Raw genomic sequence first — 18,296 nt, forward strand, 5'->3', positions numbered from 1 at the left:
TTTTTTCACTGCTTTTTAATAGCGAAGTAGAAGATCTGTTTAGCTTGCAGCACGATCGGTTACCGCTTAGTATCATGACGCATTTTTCCAAAGTGGCGCTCCGGGTGGCGCAATTCCTATTGGGTTTTATTTCAATAACAATAATAAGCCTGGGCAATGCAATGGCACAGGAGTTCGTAGTGGCCCCTTTCAATTTCAACATCCAGAACGGCTCATACACGCCCGCGAGCACGAATGCGCAAGCGCTCGCGGCGACTGCGCAGGAAATTGCGCCGCAGACATTCATGCAAAAGCCCGATCCGAATATGTCGTTGCTTTTCCCGCAACCGGGCGGTATTTTGTTATTTAAGTCAAAGGATTTGAAAGATCCATTGAATGTAGCAGGTAAGCTGGTCGCACCGTCGCTGGCGATTGTCGACACGATTTTTCATAACCAGGTTTATAATCAAAAAACAGCTGGAACCGAAAAGTATTCGTTCGATATGTGCTATTCTTTACGCATTGACGGTAAGCGCTACTACACTGATTTCCGGCCGCATACGATTGATTATCGATACCCGCTGGTTTATCATAAACAGCTTTTCATGGTCGCGTCACAGGAAATGGGCTACGAAATGTACGCCGATAAAGGCAATCCCGAACATTTCCGAATTGCGGTCTTTAATATGCAAGACGGTGGCATTCAAATGCATTTCACGAGCGAGCAATTGCCTTTTAACTATGGCCTCGAATTTTTGGATGAAAGCGATAATGTGATCACGTCAGAATATAAAGCTGAGGATCAGAGTTTTCGCGTAGAAATTAAGGGTCTGAATGAGACTTATAAAGGTGTTTGGGACGGAAAGGAGTTGAAGCATTTGAATTAAACATGGCAACGATTCATTTAACAACGCTGATTCACGCGCCTATTAAAGCTTGCTTTGATGCCGCGCGGAGCGTCGACACGCATTTATCGTCAGCGGCTGGCACGAATGAAAAAGTCGTTGCAGGCCGAATGACCGGGTTGTTTGAAGCAGGGGACATTGTGACCTGGGAGGCGAATCATCTCGGAATCAGGCAGCGCCTTACGGTGGAAATCGGGCGAATGATCGTACCGACGTTTTTTGAGGACAAAATGCTGAAAGGCGCTTTCAAAAGTATGCGGCACGAGCATCATTTTGCTGATGATAACGGGATCACAGTCATGACGGACATATTTCAGTATGAAGTACCGTTCGGCATTTTAGGAGCCCTTTTTGATAAGTTGTATTTGGAGAGCTATATGAGAAGGTTCTTGCAGAAGAGGAACTTGCATTTGAAAGAGGCCCTTGAAAAAGTTTAGTGACTTCCGATAAGTCACTTTTTTAATGCATTCAGGCTATCTTCGCGACCATTTTCAATTCCAAATCATTCCAATGAAGTATTTTACCCACATTGCATTTCTGGCATTACTCCTGATCCCAACACTGACTTTCTCCCAGCAAACCGAGGAGCAGCAAGTCAAGAAAACATTTGACGACTACAAGTCAGCGATCCTGAATGACAAGGGCGAGGAGGCTGTTGAAAAGGTGGATACCAAGACGATTACGTATTACGGCGATATTCTCGGAAAGGTGAAAACGGCCGATTCGGTGACAGTCGATAAGCTCTCTTTGATGGACAAACTGATGGTGCTGATCATTCGTCATCGCATTTCGAAAGAAGAAATCATGACCACCAATGGCAAGCAGCTGCTGGTAACGGCCATTAAAATGGGGATGGTAGGGAAGAGCTCGGTGATGAATAACGAGGTAGGCGCGGTGAAGGTGAACGGCAATTTCGCTTCGGGCGAATTGCTGGTACGGGGACAGAAGACGCCGTTGTCGTTCGAGTTTAATAAGGAAAATGGTGCGTGGAAACTCGATCTTACGGCCGTGTTCCCGGCGGGCGAGGCGGCGTTTCGCCAGATGGTAAAGCAAAGCGGCGAGGCTGAAAACGATTATTTGCTGTCGCTGATCGAACTGACTTCGAACAAGGAGCCGGGACCTGAGGTGTGGGTGCCTACCCAGCAGCGATAAAACCACGCAGGCCGCCATTTCAGGGGCGACCTGCGTGCATATTTTACACGATAGGCGCTTCTTCCTCGTGTATGGACGGCTCCGCGGGCACACCTGCGAGGCGCTGTAACACGTGCGCGACTACGGGCCTGCTACTGAACAGGTACGCGTGATGGTTCATGAGGTAATACCTGTCCCAGAACGTGCTGAGTAGTTTAATACCGCTGTAATCACCTTCGCGAGCTCGGGCCATGGCATTGTCGTTATTGTCGAGAAAGCCGTAATAGAGTGGATCCGCTTGTGGGCCTGCGTCCTGTTTGATGATATCCAGCACATTATAGAAGTTAAAACCGCCTTCGAGTTTCAGGTTCGGGTCCTTTTTGAAAATTTCGTCGCCGTAACTGCCCAGGTTGCGGAAGTCCGTTGTAAGGCCTTCGGCATCGGGGCGGGGATCGAAGGTGGCGGTATTTGCATTGAGGTTAAACTGTTTAGAGCTCACATACAGCAGGTAATCGCTGGGGTCGTAGTAAATATGGACGTGCTTGGCCAACTGCTTCAACGGCGTGTAGTTGTAATGAAAATGCGGCCCCTTGAACTTCCTGCGCATGTTTCGCAGCTGTACACCTCCCTGCTGTACAGCCAGGTGTGTCACATCGGGCGCCATGAGGAATATGTTTTCGAAAATGCCCGTCGGAATGCTGTGGCCCTCTCCGGGGTTGATCATACCGTTCAGCAGCTGATGCCCGAATGAGTGCACCACCAGGTTAAGGGTTTTGCCCGCTTCTTTCAGTTTTCGGGAGAGCACTTCAAAGTATTCAAAGAGTCCATTCCGGGTAAACTGCTCGCCATAGCCGATCGAGCGGTCGTCGGCCTTTTTGCGCCATCCATACGACGGCCAGCCGAAGTACAGCACATTAGCCACGCTGTTTTCGGGGTGGGCAAAATAGCTTTGCACGAACTGCGGCGCGAGTTCCAGTTTGAGGCCGGGCTCCCAATCGAAGCCGTGGATGTAAACAAAAACGTGCTTACGCGACTCCGGCAGCCGGCTCGCGGCCTGCGTTACGCCGGTAGCCCATACCTCGGGAAAAAGCTCCGTAACCCTGAAATCACGGTCGGGAGAGGGGGGCAGGTTCGCAAAAAACAGTTTATCGGGCGCATCGGCCATATCAATAATGGGAATGCCCGCTTTCTGCTGCCGGTAGCAGATAAAGAAATGCGATTGATCAAGCGCCGACAAGCCCGAATAGGCATCCAGCTCCACTTTGTTTCCGATCACTCTGGTGCCGTCGCTGGTAATGTGCCATAATACGCGGCCGTCGTATTCGGCGCTGATAACAGTCTCTTTGCTGCCTCGCGTAAAAAAGGGCCGCGGGCCGTTCGGGCCGGGGCGCTGCGATTGCTGGTCGAGGTTGTCGTTGATAATACCTTCCATAAGAGGTGGTTGTTTTTAGGGATCGAGGTAGTTCTACAAGTTAGCGAGTTCCCCGGATCTACTCAATCGTTTGTTATTTACCGGTAGGCAGGGTGCGGAGTGTGTTGCTATTGCCCGGATTGGGCATGTTTGGCATGGTTTTGGAATATTCTATTGCATAACCATCCAAACACCAAAGATGAAAGCTCTTATTTCGATGTTATTGGCTGCCTCTATGCTGGCGGCTTGTAACACGCAGTCAGACAAGCAGGAAGCACTCTTGAAATCACAACAAAAAACCATCGATTCCATGCGTGTGGCCATGGAAAAACAGGCCATCATAGATTCAATGAACGCCCTGCAAGCTCAGCGTCAGGAAGCGGAAAAGTGGGAAGATCTTGAGAAAACTGAGGCAACAAACCACACTCACACTGCTGCAAGCGCTCCGGCGCCCGCTGTGGCACAAGCTCCGGCTAAAAAGAAATGGAGCCACACGGCCAAAGGTGCACTGGTAGGAGCAGGCACAGGGGCCATTACCGGCGCGATCGTGAACAAGAAACATGTTGAAGGTGCATTGATCGGCACGGTGATTGGCGCGGGCGTGGGCGCAGGTACGGGTGCAATCGTTGACCATACCGTGAAAAAACGTAAGCAACAATAATCACATACGCTATATAGATTCGATTGCCGGTCGTAAAGGCCGGCAATTTTTTTGTGCCTGCTCATTTCACGGGCACAGGTACCAGCATGCGTGCTTTACCCTGTCTCGGCAGCCTGTATACGTCGCCATTAGCATTGGAAAAGTAAATGAACGATTCCGACGGCTTGCGGCCATGGCCATCTGCCCATATCGCGTAAAAGCCATCTTGCGCGTGCACGGGCTTGCGTACATAGGAATGGTTCATCGGGCTGTTCCGGGTTAGTTGCCTTTCCAGGCCCCATTGCTTCCCGCCATCGTCGCTCCGCCACATGGCCACTTCTCCACCCGGATTGTAGGCCTGCGGACCATCGACGCTGGGCCCGACGACCCGCCAGCTGTTTTTGGAAATGTGGTAAACCGAGCCCATGTCGTAATTGTTGTCGGAGGTGGTCACAATGTGGTGTTCCCAACCGTGTCCGCCCGGCCGGTACAATGTCCACTCCCGCGGGCCATTGGCCGGACCCGCTTCGTAGCCTTTACTGGCGATGACGAGGATAGCAGGTTTGTTTTGCCGATCGAAAGTAATGTCGAGCAGGTAGCAGTTCCGCTTTTCACTCGCATAATCGTGTACGGAGGCCAGGTTCTGAGGGCTGGTTAATGGCAGTTGCGCAGTTTCGCCCGCGATATTCTGCCAGGTTTTTCCAAAATCCGATGTTTCGAGGTAATGCAGGTTGGTCCGGTAGTTAAGTCCTTTGCCCTTGGGATGGTAGTCGAATGCCACGCCGATTTTGCCATTCCGCTCGGTACTGATCTGGTAATGTCCTTCCTCGATATGCGCGAGCACTTTCCATTCGCTCCAATGCACGCCATCGGCGGTAGTGTTGTACCCGATCACCCGCTGGCCGGCCTTGTTGTATTTGGTAAAAAGCGCGATAAATCCTTTTCCCTTGATGTGATAAACCTGAAAATAGGAGAAATTGGTAAAGGGCTGCACCTTGCCGTCGACCATTTCCGTGGCATTCACCCGTTCGAAATCGCCGATATCAAAAGGTCTCTTGCTTCTGTGAATGTAGGAAGGGCGCGAAATGCCGTGGGACGTCGAGAAAATCCAAATATAGCCCCGGTCGTCGATCGAAATCACAGGGTTATCGTGCGCGTCGGTCGTTTTCTTGTCGAGAATAGTCAGTGGGTTCGCTACTTTGCTCGTTCTGTGGTCGAAATAGGAGACATTATGCAGCAATGTGGAGTTGGTGCTGTCGGTACCTCCGAAACAAAAGAAAGTCTTATCAACCTGCCTCGCATAAATGGCAAATGGCCGGTGATTGGCCGGGTAAACCGCCAGTCCGCCGCTGTATTTGTAAACATACTCGTCGTTCGAAGGCTGGTTCATGTACCAGATTCCCCGAAAACCATTGGCCCTTTTCATCACGATTTCCGCTTCCGCAAAATGGCCGTCAGTGTTCTGCGCGAGGGTGGGTGTGGCCAGGAATGTCAGAGAAGTTAGGAATGTTAGGGAAGTCAGGAAGGTCAGGTATTGTTTTAAAGTCGGGTCGGATTTTGATGCAGTCATAGAGCAGGCAGTGTAACTGGTGATCACATAGTTATTAAAGCCGGCAATTGAGGTTTTATTACTGATAACTAGTGTAAAATAAGATACTTGATCTTCTATTTTACCTTGTAAATCTAACATTAAATGTTATAATTACAAGGTAAAATTCTTGAAATACCCGCTTTAAAATGTTAATTTTACCTTGTAAATCTAACATCACATGTTATAATTGCTAGGATGATACCACGCATAGCAAAGGAAGAAATCGACGAATTACTGGCTGACTTTCCGGCTGTGGGCGTATTGGGCCCGCGCCAGATTGGCAAGACGACGCTCGCTGAGCTCGTAGCCGCGTCGCTGGACCCGAAACCGATTTACCTGGATCTCGAAAATCCGCTCGATCTGGCGAAATTGAACGAACCCGAGGCCTATTTTGAGGCGCATAAGGGTAGTCTCATTATTCTTGATGAAGTACACCGGGTTCCGGAGCTTTTTCCAGTGCTGAGGGGTGTCATCGACCGGCGCAGGAGAGAGGGCTTGCGGACGGGACAATTTCTGATTCTGGGATCTGCGTCACTCGATCTTTTGAGGCAATCATCCGAAACGCTGGCAGGAAGGATCGCCTACCGCGAGCTCTCCGGATTTGTGATTAATGAAATCGAAGAGACGAGCCCGACTGCTCAGGATAAGCTGTGGTTGCGCGGCGGCTTTCCGGATAGTTTTTTGTCTAAAAACGACCTGAACAGCTTCCGCTGGCGGCTTAATTTTATCAATACCTATTTGGAACGCGACATACCGCAGTTCGGGCCGCGTATTCCGACTGTCTTGCTGCGCAGGCTCTGGACCATGCTGGCGCACCATCAGGGCGGGCAGCTGAACACCGCTCAATTGAGTTCAAGCCTCGATATTGCATTGCCCACCGTGAAACGCTACGTCGAATTGCTTGAAGACCTTTTCCTGATCCGTACATTACGACCGTGGTCGGGGAATGTGGGGAAGCGGCTCGTGAAAACGCCTAAGGTGTACATACGCGACAGCGGTCTCACCCATGCACTGTTGAACCTCGCCACCTACGACGACCTGCTGGGCCATCCGGTATCAGGCAATAGCTGGGAGGGATTTGTAATCGAAAACCTGATGGCTGCATTGCCCTTGGGCATGACGCCCTGGTATTACCGTACCTCGGCAGGCGCGGAGATCGATCTGGTACTCGAAAGAGGGCCGAAAGAACGCTACGCCATCGAGATCAAAAGATCGCTTGCTCCCTCGCTTTCGAAAGGTTTTTACCTCGGTTGTGAAGATATTGAGGCGGAAAAGCGGTTTCTGGTGTATCCGGGCAAGGAAAGGTTTCCCATGGCTAAGGACGTGACGGCCATTCCGCTATCCGAAATGGTTACTGAATTACTCAATTTAAAAATATAATGCCCTATGGCCTGGAACCCGGAAGTTTATAATCAATTCAAATCGGAGCGCTCGGCGCCGTTTTACGACTTGCTGGCACTGCTGAAAGTGCGGCCGGGATTGAAGGCGATCGACCTGGGATGTGGCACCGGGGAGCTGACGGCCCAACTGGCCGACGCCTTACCGGAATCGCACGTGCTGGGCGTCGATTCATCGGAGGAAATGCTCGGCAACTCGCGGAAAGCGGATGGCAGTATTTTGAATTTTGAATGCATTACCATTGAAAAGCAGCTGGAAAAGGTGCAGCAATGGGACGTCGTGTTCTCCAATGCGGCCTTGCAATGGGTAGCGGACCATGAAGCGTTGTTTCCCCAAATTATTTCCAAAATAAAACCCGGAGGGCAACTGTTGGTACAAATGCCCGCCCAGCATCACAACCTGACTAACCGCCTGCTCAATGAGCTCGCTATGCGGGAACCTTACGCGGCTGTTTATGCCGGCTGGAACCGGTTATCGCCCGTACTGGAACCCGATCAATATGCGCAGCTCCTTTTCGAAAACGGAGGCAAAGCCATGCAGGTTTTTGAGAAAATATATCCGCTGACTTTGAAAGATGTGGACGCACTGCTGACCTGGGTTTCCGGCACGGCCCTGATTCCCTACCTCGAACGCCTGCCGGAAGAGCTGAAAGCCCCATTTCTCGAAGATTACAAGGCAATGCTGAATATCCATTTCCCCAAAGAGCCTGTTTTTTACCCCTTCAAGCGGATATTGATAGGAGCGGAGTTTTAATGACGGGCCGGCGTTGAACCGGCCCTCAATACTACCCCTGATACGCCCCCGCAAACCGCTGCGCGAAGTCTTCCAGTTTGAAAGTACCTTTGATCTCTCCGCAGTTTTTCCAATAATCTTCCTGCATTCTGCCGCTTTGCAGCGCCTGGCCCATGTCGCGGTAGAGGCCGGCGAAGCTCTCGTTCAGGCCGGCTTGGAGCATGCCGTTGAAGGCATCTTCGTCGGTGAAGGTAATCCAGGGCGTGCCTTCTTTACCTACGGCCGCACCCAGTATTGCGGCAATTTCGGAGGGGTGGCGCTCGTCGCTTGAAATGTAGATGATGGTTTGCGCTTCTGTAAATGGGGCGAGAAGCTGCTCTGTGGCCACTTTGGCGATATCATTAGTGTCCGTAAGTACAAGTTTTTCCTCGGTGCCGCCGAAATTACTGCCGGCAATGCCCGCGTTTTTGATCAGGCCGATTTGCGCATACAGGTTATTGAAGAAATAGGACGGGCGCAGGATTTTTACGTGTAAACCGGGCGTCTGAGCCAACTTTTCTTCCAGGTAACCCAATGCATCGATCGGTCCCGCCCCCTTACGCAAATGCGCGCCTATGCTGCTCAGGAGCACGATGTTCGTGATACCGGCCGATTGAATGGCCTGTAAATATTTGTCTGCTACTTCCAGCTGGAATGCAGCGTAATCGGCAACGGAAAAATCCGAAGGTATCATCAGGTATGCGACATCGCCACCTTGAAATGCTGACGCGAGAAAGGCCGCGTCTTGTACTGAACCGATCGCCGCTTCGGCACCGAGGCTTTCGATCTGCGCTTTTTTATTTGCATTGCTGCTGATGACAACTACCTGATGGCCAGCTTTAACCAGATTTTGTGTGACGGGCAGGCTAATATTGCCAAGTGACCCTGTGATAATGTATTTCATGTCTTTTCGAATTGTTTTTTGATGGGACAAAGCTATATTTGTACTTACTTTTTGACAAGTACTTACCCGAGAGTATGTATGACTAAAATCAAGGAAAACTCGACTTACAATGCGAACCGTGAGATTGTAATGCAGGAATGCCCGGTTACGTATGTGATGAACAAGATCGGCGGCCACTGGAAACCGATCATTTTGTACCACCTTCTGGCGGGTAGCAAGCGTTACAGCGAGATTAAGAAGGCCATGCCGCACATTACCGAAAAGATGCTCATTCAGCATTTGAAACAGCTGGAAAGCGACCGTTTGCTCATTCGTGAGGCTAAGCCGGTGGTGCCGCCGTATGTTACCTACACGCTCACCGACGGCGGCAAGGAGCTGGAATCGGTGATCAACGCGATGGCAGAATGGGCGTACCGGGACATAAAACGGAATAACGAGCCGGAAGCAGCAGAAATGGCTGCGTAAGCGCCTGACAAAGTTTTGATGTAATTAGATTTGCCTGCTGACACACAGTTGTCACCGGCCCGACTATTTTGCACCGAAAACAGACCAGCTATGAAAGTCCATACCACCAACTACGAAAACACGTTCATCGAGGTTGCCGAAGACTGCCCCGCAGCGGGTGGCGAAATACCGCCGATGAAAGGCGAATCCAAAACCGTGGCCGGTATCCAGTATGAAATGATTAGTAAAAACCCTTATAAATTCACATCCGACGATGTGCTGTTCAAGGTTTTTGCGGAAAGAAAGGATCTCACCGAAAGCGAGCTGGAAGAGGCCCGGAAGCAGTTTTTTTCAAAAGGCCAGGCGTGCATGCGTTGCTCACCGTTGACGAAACGGTACGGCTGGGGTGTTCACAACGATGAGAACGGGAAAATAGCGTTGTACGCTTGTGATAGTCCCGAGTACAAAGAATTTACCAGGCACGGCAACATGAAAACGGTGAAGGCGATGAAGTCGAGCCGGTAGCGTGAGGGGGGAGATATTTGGTATATTTACGTTACTCCTCTAACCTGTGCTCATGAAAAATCTGCTCTGCATCGTTTTATTGCTGATTGGGGCTGTACATAACGGTTCTGCTCAACTCAACCTCGCCATTGAACCGGTCGCCAGCGGTTTCACACGGCCCGTCAAGGTCACCCATGCATCCGACGGCCGTCTTTTCGTGGCCGAAATAGGCGGAAAGATCAAGATTTTCAAAAACGGGGCCGTCCTTTCACAACCATTTCTGGATATTGGTGCGAAAATCAACGATCCCGATTGGGCAGGGATATTCAGCATTGCCTTCCCTCCCGACTACCAGACTTCCGGCTTTTTTTATGTACTGTATGTGGTAAAGAGCCTGACGGAAGTGCAGGTTTCGCGGTTCTCCCGGCAGGCGGGTAATGCCGATCTGGCGGATGCCAATTCGGAGGTCAAGATCCTCACGATTCCATACGGGAACGTCCTGGGGGGCCACAGAGGCGGCGATATGGCTTTTGGGAAAGACGGTTTTTTGTACATCTCTACCGGCGACAACGGTCCCGGATCCCGCGGAGTGCCCGGAGACCCGGACAATAACTCTCAGGACATGGGCAAGCTCTTTGGTAAGCTCCTGCGGCTTGATACCGGCAGTCCGTCACCCGGCGATAACCCACTCGGGAAGATATTTGCGCTTGGCCTCAGAAATCCCTGGCGATTCGGCTTCGACCGCCAGACGGGCGATCTCTGGATCGGGGACAACGGCCAGGACGGCTGGGAGGAGATTAATTATCTGGCATATCCGTTCGGCGGGCCGCCTTCGAATTTCGGTTGGAACTGTCTTGAAGGCACGCAGAGCTACAATCCGTCACACTGCGCACAAGGAACGACTTACACCGCCCCCAGGCTCACATATCCCGGATATACCAACAATGGCGGCAATGACGCTTCTGTCATGGGCGGATTTGTTTACCGCGGCTCACGCTATCCATCGATGAAAGGCCATTACTTTTTTGGGGATTATTCGAGTGGGAAAATCGGGTACATCGATCCGCTCGGCGTGGCCAGCCCCGACGCAGGGCCCACTTACTCGTCGCTAATCTCATTTGGAGAGGACCAGGCCGGTGAACTCTATATCCTGTCATTTTTGAATGGTACATTATCCAAAATTACCAATCCGGGCGACCCACTTCCGGTAAAACTACTTTCTATCAGGCTGGCCCAGAGTGAGAGGCGGTTCCTGGTCGAATGGAAAACGGCAGAGGAAACCCAATTTTCGCATTTCGACGTACAGCGCGGCAGTGATGGCCGCACCTTCCAGACATTGGGAACGCTGCATGGCAAAGGGGCGGGGAGTTCCTATGTATTTACCGACGGCGAGCCGCTGCGCAATGCAAACTACTACCGGCTGAAAATGGTCGACCTGGACGGCACTTTCCAATACAGCTCGCTGGTGACAGGTACGCTGGATAAACGCGGCCAGCCGTTTGTTTTTCCCAACCCGGGAGGCAGTAGTGTTATCACGATCGCCGGACTCGCAAAGGGCGACCGGGTGACGATCTACAATACAGCCGGACTTCTGGTTCAAAGTTACGACGTGACGACGGATGAGGATTGGAAAGTAAATATGGACGGAAGGCAGAAGGGTATGTACACAGTTTTTATCGACAACACAGCCACCGGCTTTTCTAAAAAATTGAAAATTGCCTATAAGTAAGTGCTTTTTCGGCGTGTATTTTTTAATTTACCAAAAACTGAAAACGCCATGAAAAAGAACATTAACACCATTCAAAGCCTCACCTGGCTGCGTGAAACGCTATTTTTCAATGCATTATTTCTGCTTTGGGTTACCGGTCGTGTTTCCGACCGCGATAATGCCTGAGCACTCGTTTATATCTACACCAAAAAATGAAAAAATTAGGCCTTGTAGGCGGTATGAGCTGGGTCTCTACCGTCGATTATTACCGCTTTATCAATGAAGGCGTAAATGCCAGGTTGGGAGGGCTCAACTATGCCGAATGCGTTATTTACTCAGTCAATTTCAGCGCGTTTGTGAGCAACAACACCGCCGGCAAATGGGACGACACCTTCCGTATTCTGCGGGACGCCTGCCTGAACCTCGAAAAAGCGGGAGCCGAAGCCATCGTGCTTTGCGCGAATACCGCCCACGCCGTGGCAGACCGTTTGGAAATGGAAATCAATCTGCCGATTATCCATATCGTCACCGCGACGGCCGCAGCCATCAAGCAGGCAGGGCTCCGGAAAGTAGGCCTGCTGGGTACGAAGTTTACCATGGAAATGGATTTTTATAAAGATAAACTGGTGAGCCTGGGCATCGAACCTATTGTGCCGGCAACGCAGGAGAGCCGGGATTTTATTCAGGATACACTGCGTGACGAGCTCGGGAAAGGCATTATTCGGGAAGAAACAAAGCAGCGCTATCTTGCGATTATCGACGAGTTGATCCGTCAGGGCGCGGAAGGGATCATCCTGGGTTGCACGGAAATTCCGATGATACTTGGCCAGGAGGATGTGTCGGTGCCGGTTTTCGACACGACCCGTATCCATTCCGATGCGGCTATCGCATTTGCATTGGCGGATTGAACCAGCAGGCCCGGCAGCGGGGAAACCTTACCTTGATAAAACAGCAAAGCGGGCTATCCATTTTCAGGATTAGCCCGCTTTGATACGAATAGCATCTACTACTTATCCGACAACGGCACTAGTTTTGCCTTCAAATCGGGATCCTTCATATCCTTATCCAACGGGAACATCGGACGCTTGATGCGCTTGTAAGGCAACCGTTCCAGGTCCTGATCAACGCCGCCGGGAGTAAGCGACAATATCCAGTCGGCGCGCATATTGTACAGCTCCGGTTCGAGGTAACCTATTTTCACGACCACGATGTCCGATTTACGCGGATTCAGGCCAAGTCGCGTAAAATCAGCTTCCTTGTGGTAAGGCTTGCGTTTTTTGGTTACGATCACCCGCACGCTGCCCACTTTTACGACCACTTCGGTTTCGGCATTGACGTCTCCGTGATGGATCGCCTCAACAGTACCAACGAGATGTATCGGAGGCGCAAAACGCGCATCCACTTTCGCACCGGCATAGGCGTCGATTTTTCCTCCCACACCGGCTTTCACCGCCGCTTCGACCAGTTCCGGGCCCGGAATAGAGGCGTAAATCAAGGACGGACCGTTTTCATTCCTGAATTCAGGGCGTTTGAGGATTTCCGTAATCGTCCACGTTACGTCGCCTGCACCGCCGGCGGTAGGGTTATCCCCCGAATCGCTGATGAAGAACGGATGTTTATCACTGGCCAGAGCCTTGTTCAATGCACCTTTCAGATCGTCGGTAGGCGCTACGAATGCAAACTCTTTGCGTACCTCCCAAAAGCTCTTGGCCAGCATTTCGGCACTTTCGGTCACTTTGGCCTTATCGTCGCCGGTAACCATCACCACGGCGTGGTTCCGTGGTTCGTCGGCCCAGGCGTAACCTACCCACATGGCAGCATCGACAACGCCCGGCTGCACCGAAGCAGGGGCAACCTTGGCGTAAAGCGATTTCCCTGGCTCAATGCGGGTACTCGTTTTTTCGCCGGGAAGCAGGATCGGTACCGGGATCCAGGCCTTGTATGCCGGCTTGCCTTTGCCGCTTTCGAGGCGCGAAAGCAAGTTCGCAACGGCCCGCCGCTTGGATTCCATAGCGTCCTCGTGAGGGGCCATCCGGTAACAGGTAATGAGGTCGGTATGCTGCGCCAGGCGCCATGAAACGTTGCCGTGCAAGTCCATACAGGTCGAAACAAGTACTTTTTTGCCGATCACCTCACGGATGCGCGTGATGAGGTCGCCTTCGGGATCATCCAGCCCTTCGACGCTCATTGCACCGTGGATATCGAAATATAGTCCGTCGTACGGGCCGTTTTTCTTCAAAAGTTCGAGTGTCTGCTTCACCAGCGACTCATAGGCAGCCCTCGTCACCATACCACCAGGCAACGACTTTCCTACCAATGCCGGGAGCCATTGGGCACGTTTCCGTAAGCTGGAATCCGGCGCCATAAAAGGGTAGGAGGTGAAAATCTGTTCACCGTATTTGGCTTTGAATGCAGGTTCTTCCGTACGTGCCGGCGAGAACGTGCTCGACTCGATACCCAGCCCCGCAATGGCGATCCGGGGCAATGCTTTGGATTTTTTTCCTCCGTCGGCAAAGCACAAGGCCTGCGTTCCCGCCAGGAAGAAAGAAAGGATCAGGGAAAATGTAATTTTCATATATTTTGTTTTAACAAACGGGCTATGGGCCTCTATTTTGTTTAAACATAATGAAAATTGGCGAAATGAAATGAGGAGGAATAATTTGTGCAAGGAACCCTTGCACAAATTAGCCGTCACTTGCGGGCCGGTTTCACATTTCCATACCCGCTCGCTCCATGGAACCAATTGGCCCCTTGCCCGACGAGCCACAGGTAGTAGTCGGAAGGCAGGTCTGGCTCGATTCCGACGAATTTTCCTTCCGCATTCAACGGTGTATCGCCTTCTTTCCGGGTTTTGAAAATGGCGGTACCTTCGTCTACCTCGTCGAACATGGCTACGTAGAGCGCCTCTGCGCCCGACATTTTCGCACCGGCGATTTGTTGCCAGAGGAACTCGCCGTTGTTGCGGGGGATCTGGTTGTAGAGTGATTTATCGTTTTTGAGGTTACCCCAGCTGAACCCCGGGAAGACCAGCGGCGCGTAATCGATCTTATTCGTATTGCACCAGGTAATGTCGGCGGGCAGATTCGGGCCGGCGACACTCAGGTAGGTGGACGCATTGTAACGCCCTACGGCCCAGGGCATGATAATATCGGCTTGCCTGATAACCGTGTGCAGCAGCGGCGAGTTCTCTGTATCGCGCCCGAGCTCGCGCCAATAGTAGGGCACGCCAAGGAGTATCGAGGCCTTTTTAGTAGGGCCTTTTACCTTATCCATCAGCTTCTGAATGTCGGCAATGGTGTATTTGCGGCCGTCGTTGAAACCGACGCCCCAAATGGCGAGTAGCGGGCGGCCGTTATGCCGCAGGTAGGTAGGGTTCTCCTGCCCGTCGAACAGTTTGAAAAGCTGTTGCAGCTCTTCCCAGTCTTTGGCGATGAAATCCATATCCGCGGACGTCGAGCCGCTGAGGTCGTACATAATGCTGATCGCCCGGCCATATTTTTTAGAGGCTTTCAATGCATTGGCCAGTACTTTGTTGAAATGCCGTTTGCCGCTTTCGCCTTTCACCTCAGAGACGAACCTTTGCATATATACGCCGTCGATCCCGTGCTCTTGCATCCATTTGAAATGCAGGTCCACGCTTTCCTCGTCGTAGGGGCTGTATACCTTGGCGGCTTCGCCGTTGGCATATTTAAATGCGGTGTTGTAGGTCTTGGAATACTCCGTTACATCTGGCCAGAAATCAATTGATGCGAAGCCGGGCTCGAACTTTCCGGCCTTCTGGTAATGATGCCAGCCGCGGCCCGCTCCATCGCCTTCGGCCGTGAACCAGCCCTGGTAACCCGCCATGACGAGGCCCTTGTAACTTTTGAACAACGAATGCGACTCGTCATATTTAACCTCTTCGACGGGTTTAGGGTCTTCGGTTTTGGGGTCATCATCGCCGCCTTTGCAGCTTAGCGAGATGATGGAAAGGAAGAATAGGAGTTTGGGGAAGTTCATAAGAAGGCTGTATGCTTTAAGCTGTAAGCTGTAAGCTGTATGCTGTAAGCTCTAAGCTGTATGCTAATTGATGTTTTTTAATTTGTGGCCGTAGGCGTACAGCCTATTGCTTAAAGCTTATAGCCTACGGCCTTTTTACTCACAATGCAATCCTCACCGCTTTCGCATAATTAAACTTCGATTCCGGCGCGTCGATAATGCCGCCGGCGCGGAAGAAGTACTGGTTGCCGGTTTTCAATACATTACTGTTCGAAGGCAGGTCGATTTCCAGTTGATAAACCTTGTTGGGATCAATCACACCGTTGATTTCCTGCTCCGCCAGCGCCACGCGCATAGGCTCGCCCACGGACGGTTCCGGGTGCGCGTACAAGCCGATTTTCCTCACATTGTTCATCACAGTTTGCTGCAATTTGAACTTGGCGACGATCTTCGTGCCTACTTTCTCAATGCTGGCTTCTTTCACACGAATGTAAGGCTGCACCTTGAAATCCAGCTTCGTTTCGCCTTTGACAATCACTTCCTGCGCCGCCATGGCTACGAAATTCCCGCGCACGGGCGTGATCGTGTACGTATTCGCGAAGATCAGGTTGTTGCGATAGCTGCCATCGTTTTTGATGATCATCGTCTGCTTGGTATTCGAAGCGTAACCGTGCTCGATGTACTCGATGGTGCTGCCGCGGATGATGTCCTGCTCCACTGGCTCATTGGTTTCGGCATCCAGAAAGGTACCGTACAATTGGGAATCAGGGGCAGGGTAGTTGTCGACACTGCACGCCGCAGCGCCGAAAAGCAGAAGCAGGGCGGGGATGTAGGGGAATAGTTGTTTCATTGTTAATCGTTTTGCTTTAAGCTATATGCTGTAAGCTTTGAGCTTTTGCGCTTTCGAGAAGAGCATATAGCCTACGGCTTGCAGCTTACAGCAATTTAATACTGCGGGGCTCTATGCGGTAAGCTATAAGCCACAAGATTCTTGCCTGGAAAGCATAGAGCCTATGGCTTACAGCTTATAGCCCTCTTAATACTGCGGATTCTGGACCAGACCATTCGCCCCGATGCCGGGAATTGCTCGGTAGTACTGGCGGTAATCGAATGTGGACGGGTTGCTGCGGGGCACATTCACGCGAACGAAAATGTATTTCGCAGGTGTCACGCGCAGGTCGAGGACCGGTAGCAATGCGTGGCGCATGGTGTTGTTAAACACCGTGTGGTATTCGCGGCGACGGATCAGGTCCCAGAAACGCTTGTGCTCAAATGCGAGTTCAACCCTTCTTTCGCGGATCACATTGTTGATCGTCAGCGGAATTTCGACCTTATGCCCGGCCCTGCGGCGAACGTCGTTCAATGCCTTCGCACCCTTTACTTTGTCGCCCGTACCGCTTTCGGCAATGGCTTCGGCGTAGTTCAGCAGGATTTCGGCGTAGCGGAAATCGGCGAAGTCGGTCACGCATTGGTTCCAGCCCGGCGCGATGTTCAGTCCTTCATTCAGAAACTTCTTGAAACTCACGCCCGTACGGGTATTATTGCCGCCCCAGGTATCGAAACCGGAGTATTTCGTACGGTCGGAGGCACCATAAGTATAGTAAGTCGTGCCGCCGTGGGTGAACGGGTCGCCGCCCATGATTTGTGCCGAACCGTCGGGTTTGATGAAACCGGCCTGGATCACGATCTTCTGGCCTTTCCAGCTGGTACCGGGCAGGATCATCGTCGCCCACATGCGCGCGTCCTTCCCTTTGAAGATATCGTTCTCGCTATCAAATCGTTTGTATTGCTTGGTTGCATTGAAACCGGTGTAGTCAGTCAGATCGTTGGCGGCTGCGGAAGTTGCAAGCGGCGCGCTTTCACCAGGCTTGTCATAGCTTTCGTAAACGTCCATCAGTTCCAGGGTCGGGTTCATACGGCCCGGATGCGGCCAGCCGTTGGCCGTTTGGTTGGGCTGGTACCAGATGCCGTAATTGTGGCCTGTGCCGGAGCCCGGCCTCGCGTAACCTTTGATGAAAATCACCTCTTCCGGTGCATTGTTAGGATCTTCAAAAAGCAACCGGTAGTTGTTGGCGGCTTCTTCCGGCGTTGCAGGTGAAGGTTTGTATAAATTGAATTTGCCCGAACTGATAATCGCTTCCGACGCATCGATGGCCGCTTTATAGAACTCTGCTGCGGCGGCCTTGTCCAATCCGACCAGTTTCTGATCCACGGCTGTTCCCGAGATCGGGGCGCGGTCGGCGTACTTGGCCAATGAGGCTGCGTGCAATGCAGCGCGGGATTTCAGGGCATAGGCTACCCATTTGGTGGCGCGTCTTTCACCGCCGGGCCACGAGTCACCCAGATTGCCCACGGCCGTGTCGCATTCTTTTAATACAAAATCCCAGGTCTCCTTTTCGGTGCTGCGAGGTACTTTCAGGGCTTCCACATCGCCTTCATACTTTTGTACGGAGGTGATCAAAGGCACACCGCCGTAGCGCTTGGCCAATGCGAAATAGGCATATGCGCGGATGAACGCACTTTCGCCGACCAGCGCCTTCCGTTCGTCGTCGGTAATGTCGAGGGTAGGGATGATGTCGATCAGGATGTTCACATCGCGGATCAGCTTGTAGCCCTGGTCCCACCACTGGAAATCGTCGTTCCCGATAAAATCACCAAACTCGGTATGCACGGCCTCGTCGGTCGACATAGCCGGGGCGAAACCGCCGTTGTTCGGGTCGCCGGTGTTCCAGTTGAAGCCCTGGCGGAAGAAGGTGAAATCCTCGATCGGGAGCTGGTAATACAGGTTCGCCATGTACAGTTTTACGCCTTCGGGGTTGGAGAACAGGTTCTCGCCCTGCAACTTATCGAGCGGCTGCTTGTCGAGTACATCACCGCAGCTCATCGCCACGAGCACCAACAACAGCGTTAGGGTCTTTTTTAAATAGCTCAT

General features: G+C 51.8%; 17 protein-coding genes. 10 read left to right on the forward strand and 7 right to left on the reverse strand.

What is annotated here, in order from left to right; genetic code table 11:
• Positions 1-74: 74 nt before the first annotated feature.
• From J2Y43_RS13055 to J2Y43_RS13065, 3 genes are all read left to right on the forward strand, one after another.
• On the forward strand, positions 75-866 hold the full coding sequence (locus J2Y43_RS13055) for a hypothetical protein (RefSeq protein ID WP_309983183.1): 792 nt from the start codon (positions 75-77) through the stop codon (positions 864-866).
• Positions 867-868: 2 nt separating this feature from the next.
• Entirely contained in the window at positions 869-1,321 is a 453-nt protein-coding gene (locus tag J2Y43_RS13060) for an SRPBCC family protein (RefSeq protein WP_309983185.1), read from the forward strand.
• A gap of 73 nt (positions 1,322-1,394) precedes the next feature.
• On the forward strand, positions 1,395-2,036 hold the full coding sequence (locus J2Y43_RS13065; RefSeq protein ID WP_309983187.1) for a hypothetical protein: 642 nt from the start codon (positions 1,395-1,397) through the stop codon (positions 2,034-2,036).
• A gap of 43 nt (positions 2,037-2,079) precedes the next feature.
• Here the strand turns inward: J2Y43_RS13065 and J2Y43_RS13070 are convergent, their stop codons facing one another.
• Positions 2,080-3,447, reverse strand: a complete 1,368-nt coding sequence (locus J2Y43_RS13070; protein WP_309983189.1) for an alpha/beta hydrolase — start codon at positions 3,445-3,447, stop codon at positions 2,080-2,082.
• A gap of 178 nt (positions 3,448-3,625) precedes the next feature.
• Between J2Y43_RS13070 and J2Y43_RS13075 the strand changes: the two genes are divergently transcribed.
• Positions 3,626-4,087 (forward strand): glycine zipper family protein, encoded by a 462-nt coding sequence (locus J2Y43_RS13075; protein WP_309983191.1) that lies wholly within the window; start codon positions 3,626-3,628, stop codon positions 4,085-4,087.
• Positions 4,088-4,148: 61 nt separating this feature from the next.
• Here the strand turns inward: J2Y43_RS13075 and J2Y43_RS13080 are convergent, their stop codons facing one another.
• Positions 4,149-5,636: a BNR-4 repeat-containing protein gene (locus tag J2Y43_RS13080; protein ID WP_309983193.1), complete on the reverse strand. Its 1,488-nt coding sequence runs from the start codon at positions 5,634-5,636 to the stop codon at positions 4,149-4,151.
• A 216-nt stretch (positions 5,637-5,852) separates the two neighbouring features.
• Here J2Y43_RS13080 and J2Y43_RS13085 point away from each other — a divergent pair, with 216 nt between their 5' ends.
• Both J2Y43_RS13085 and J2Y43_RS13090 read left to right on the forward strand, forming a co-directional pair.
• A complete protein-coding gene (locus J2Y43_RS13085) occupies positions 5,853-7,037 on the forward strand; it encodes an ATP-binding protein (RefSeq protein ID WP_309983195.1) in 1,185 nt (394 codons plus the stop codon).
• Between the two features lie 6 nt (positions 7,038-7,043).
• Entirely contained in the window at positions 7,044-7,808 is a 765-nt protein-coding gene (locus J2Y43_RS13090) for a methyltransferase domain-containing protein (protein WP_309983197.1), read from the forward strand.
• A gap of 31 nt (positions 7,809-7,839) precedes the next feature.
• Here J2Y43_RS13090 and J2Y43_RS13095 read toward each other — a convergent pair whose 3' ends face one another.
• Positions 7,840-8,730: an NmrA family NAD(P)-binding protein gene (locus J2Y43_RS13095; RefSeq protein WP_309983200.1), complete on the reverse strand. Its 891-nt coding sequence runs from the start codon at positions 8,728-8,730 to the stop codon at positions 7,840-7,842.
• Between the two features lie 78 nt (positions 8,731-8,808).
• Between J2Y43_RS13095 and J2Y43_RS13100 the strand changes: the two genes are divergently transcribed.
• The 4 genes from J2Y43_RS13100 (at position 8,809) to J2Y43_RS13115 (ending at position 12,294) form a co-directional block, all read left to right on the forward strand.
• Positions 8,809-9,195, forward strand: a complete 387-nt coding sequence (locus J2Y43_RS13100; protein WP_309983202.1) for a winged helix-turn-helix transcriptional regulator — start codon at positions 8,809-8,811, stop codon at positions 9,193-9,195.
• Positions 9,196-9,285: 90 nt separating this feature from the next.
• Positions 9,286-9,699 (forward strand): DUF6157 family protein, encoded by a 414-nt coding sequence (locus tag J2Y43_RS13105; protein ID WP_309983204.1) that lies wholly within the window; start codon positions 9,286-9,288, stop codon positions 9,697-9,699.
• 52 nt (positions 9,700-9,751) lie between these two features.
• Positions 9,752-11,407, forward strand: a complete 1,656-nt coding sequence (locus J2Y43_RS13110) for a PQQ-dependent sugar dehydrogenase (protein WP_309983206.1) — start codon at positions 9,752-9,754, stop codon at positions 11,405-11,407.
• A 191-nt stretch (positions 11,408-11,598) separates the two neighbouring features.
• Positions 11,599-12,294 carry an aspartate/glutamate racemase family protein gene (locus J2Y43_RS13115; RefSeq protein WP_309983208.1) on the forward strand — a complete coding sequence of 232 codons (696 nt, stop codon included), beginning with the start codon at positions 11,599-11,601 and terminating at the stop codon, positions 12,292-12,294.
• A gap of 98 nt (positions 12,295-12,392) precedes the next feature.
• Here the strand turns inward: J2Y43_RS13115 and J2Y43_RS13120 are convergent, their stop codons facing one another.
• The 4 genes from J2Y43_RS13120 to J2Y43_RS13135 form a co-directional block, all read right to left on the reverse strand.
• The gene (locus J2Y43_RS13120) at positions 12,393-13,961 is read right to left on the reverse strand and encodes a M81 family metallopeptidase (RefSeq protein WP_309983210.1); all 1,569 of its coding nucleotides are present in this window, start codon (positions 13,959-13,961) and stop codon (positions 12,393-12,395) included.
• Between the two features lie 116 nt (positions 13,962-14,077).
• Positions 14,078-15,385 carry a glycoside hydrolase family 71/99-like protein gene (locus J2Y43_RS13125; RefSeq protein ID WP_309983212.1) on the reverse strand — a complete coding sequence of 436 codons (1,308 nt, stop codon included), beginning with the start codon at positions 15,383-15,385 and terminating at the stop codon, positions 14,078-14,080.
• A 139-nt stretch (positions 15,386-15,524) separates the two neighbouring features.
• Entirely contained in the window at positions 15,525-16,214 is a 690-nt protein-coding gene (locus tag J2Y43_RS13130) for a DUF3823 domain-containing protein (protein WP_309983215.1), read from the reverse strand.
• Positions 16,215-16,400: 186 nt separating this feature from the next.
• Positions 16,401-18,296, reverse strand: a complete 1,896-nt coding sequence (locus tag J2Y43_RS13135; protein ID WP_309983217.1) for a RagB/SusD family nutrient uptake outer membrane protein — start codon at positions 18,294-18,296, stop codon at positions 16,401-16,403.

The organism is Dyadobacter sp. BE31, from assembly GCF_031457695.1.
GTDB lineage: Bacteria > Bacteroidota > Bacteroidia > Cytophagales > Spirosomataceae > Dyadobacter.

Excerpts from the sequence above, each read along its gene's own strand:
- J2Y43_RS13055 (WP_309983183.1), top strand. The coding sequence starts at position 75 with ATGACGCATTTTTCCAAAGTGGCGCTCCGGGTGGCGCAATTCCTATTG.
- J2Y43_RS13060 (WP_309983185.1), top strand. The coding sequence starts at position 869 with ATGGCAACGATTCATTTAACAACGCTGATTCACGCGCCTATTAAAGCT.
- J2Y43_RS13065 (WP_309983187.1), top strand. The coding sequence starts at position 1,395 with ATGAAGTATTTTACCCACATTGCATTTCTGGCATTACTCCTGATCCCA.
- J2Y43_RS13070 (WP_309983189.1), bottom strand. The coding sequence starts at position 3,447 with ATGGAAGGTATTATCAACGACAACCTCGACCAGCAATCGCAGCGCCCC.
- J2Y43_RS13075 (WP_309983191.1), top strand. The coding sequence starts at position 3,626 with ATGAAAGCTCTTATTTCGATGTTATTGGCTGCCTCTATGCTGGCGGCT.
- J2Y43_RS13080 (WP_309983193.1), bottom strand. The coding sequence starts at position 5,636 with ATGACTGCATCAAAATCCGACCCGACTTTAAAACAATACCTGACCTTC.
- J2Y43_RS13085 (WP_309983195.1), top strand. The coding sequence starts at position 5,853 with ATGATACCACGCATAGCAAAGGAAGAAATCGACGAATTACTGGCTGAC.
- J2Y43_RS13090 (WP_309983197.1), top strand. The coding sequence starts at position 7,044 with ATGGCCTGGAACCCGGAAGTTTATAATCAATTCAAATCGGAGCGCTCG.
- J2Y43_RS13095 (WP_309983200.1), bottom strand. The coding sequence starts at position 8,730 with ATGAAATACATTATCACAGGGTCACTTGGCAATATTAGCCTGCCCGTC.
- J2Y43_RS13100 (WP_309983202.1), top strand. The coding sequence starts at position 8,809 with ATGACTAAAATCAAGGAAAACTCGACTTACAATGCGAACCGTGAGATT.
- J2Y43_RS13105 (WP_309983204.1), top strand. The coding sequence starts at position 9,286 with ATGAAAGTCCATACCACCAACTACGAAAACACGTTCATCGAGGTTGCC.
- J2Y43_RS13110 (WP_309983206.1), top strand. The coding sequence starts at position 9,752 with ATGAAAAATCTGCTCTGCATCGTTTTATTGCTGATTGGGGCTGTACAT.
- J2Y43_RS13115 (WP_309983208.1), top strand. The coding sequence starts at position 11,599 with ATGAAAAAATTAGGCCTTGTAGGCGGTATGAGCTGGGTCTCTACCGTC.
- J2Y43_RS13120 (WP_309983210.1), bottom strand. The coding sequence starts at position 13,961 with ATGAAAATTACATTTTCCCTGATCCTTTCTTTCTTCCTGGCGGGAACG.
- J2Y43_RS13125 (WP_309983212.1), bottom strand. The coding sequence starts at position 15,385 with ATGAACTTCCCCAAACTCCTATTCTTCCTTTCCATCATCTCGCTAAGC.
- J2Y43_RS13130 (WP_309983215.1), bottom strand. The coding sequence starts at position 16,214 with ATGAAACAACTATTCCCCTACATCCCCGCCCTGCTTCTGCTTTTCGGC.
- J2Y43_RS13135 (WP_309983217.1), bottom strand. The coding sequence starts at position 18,296 with ATGAGCTATTTAAAAAAGACCCTAACGCTGTTGTTGGTGCTCGTGGCG.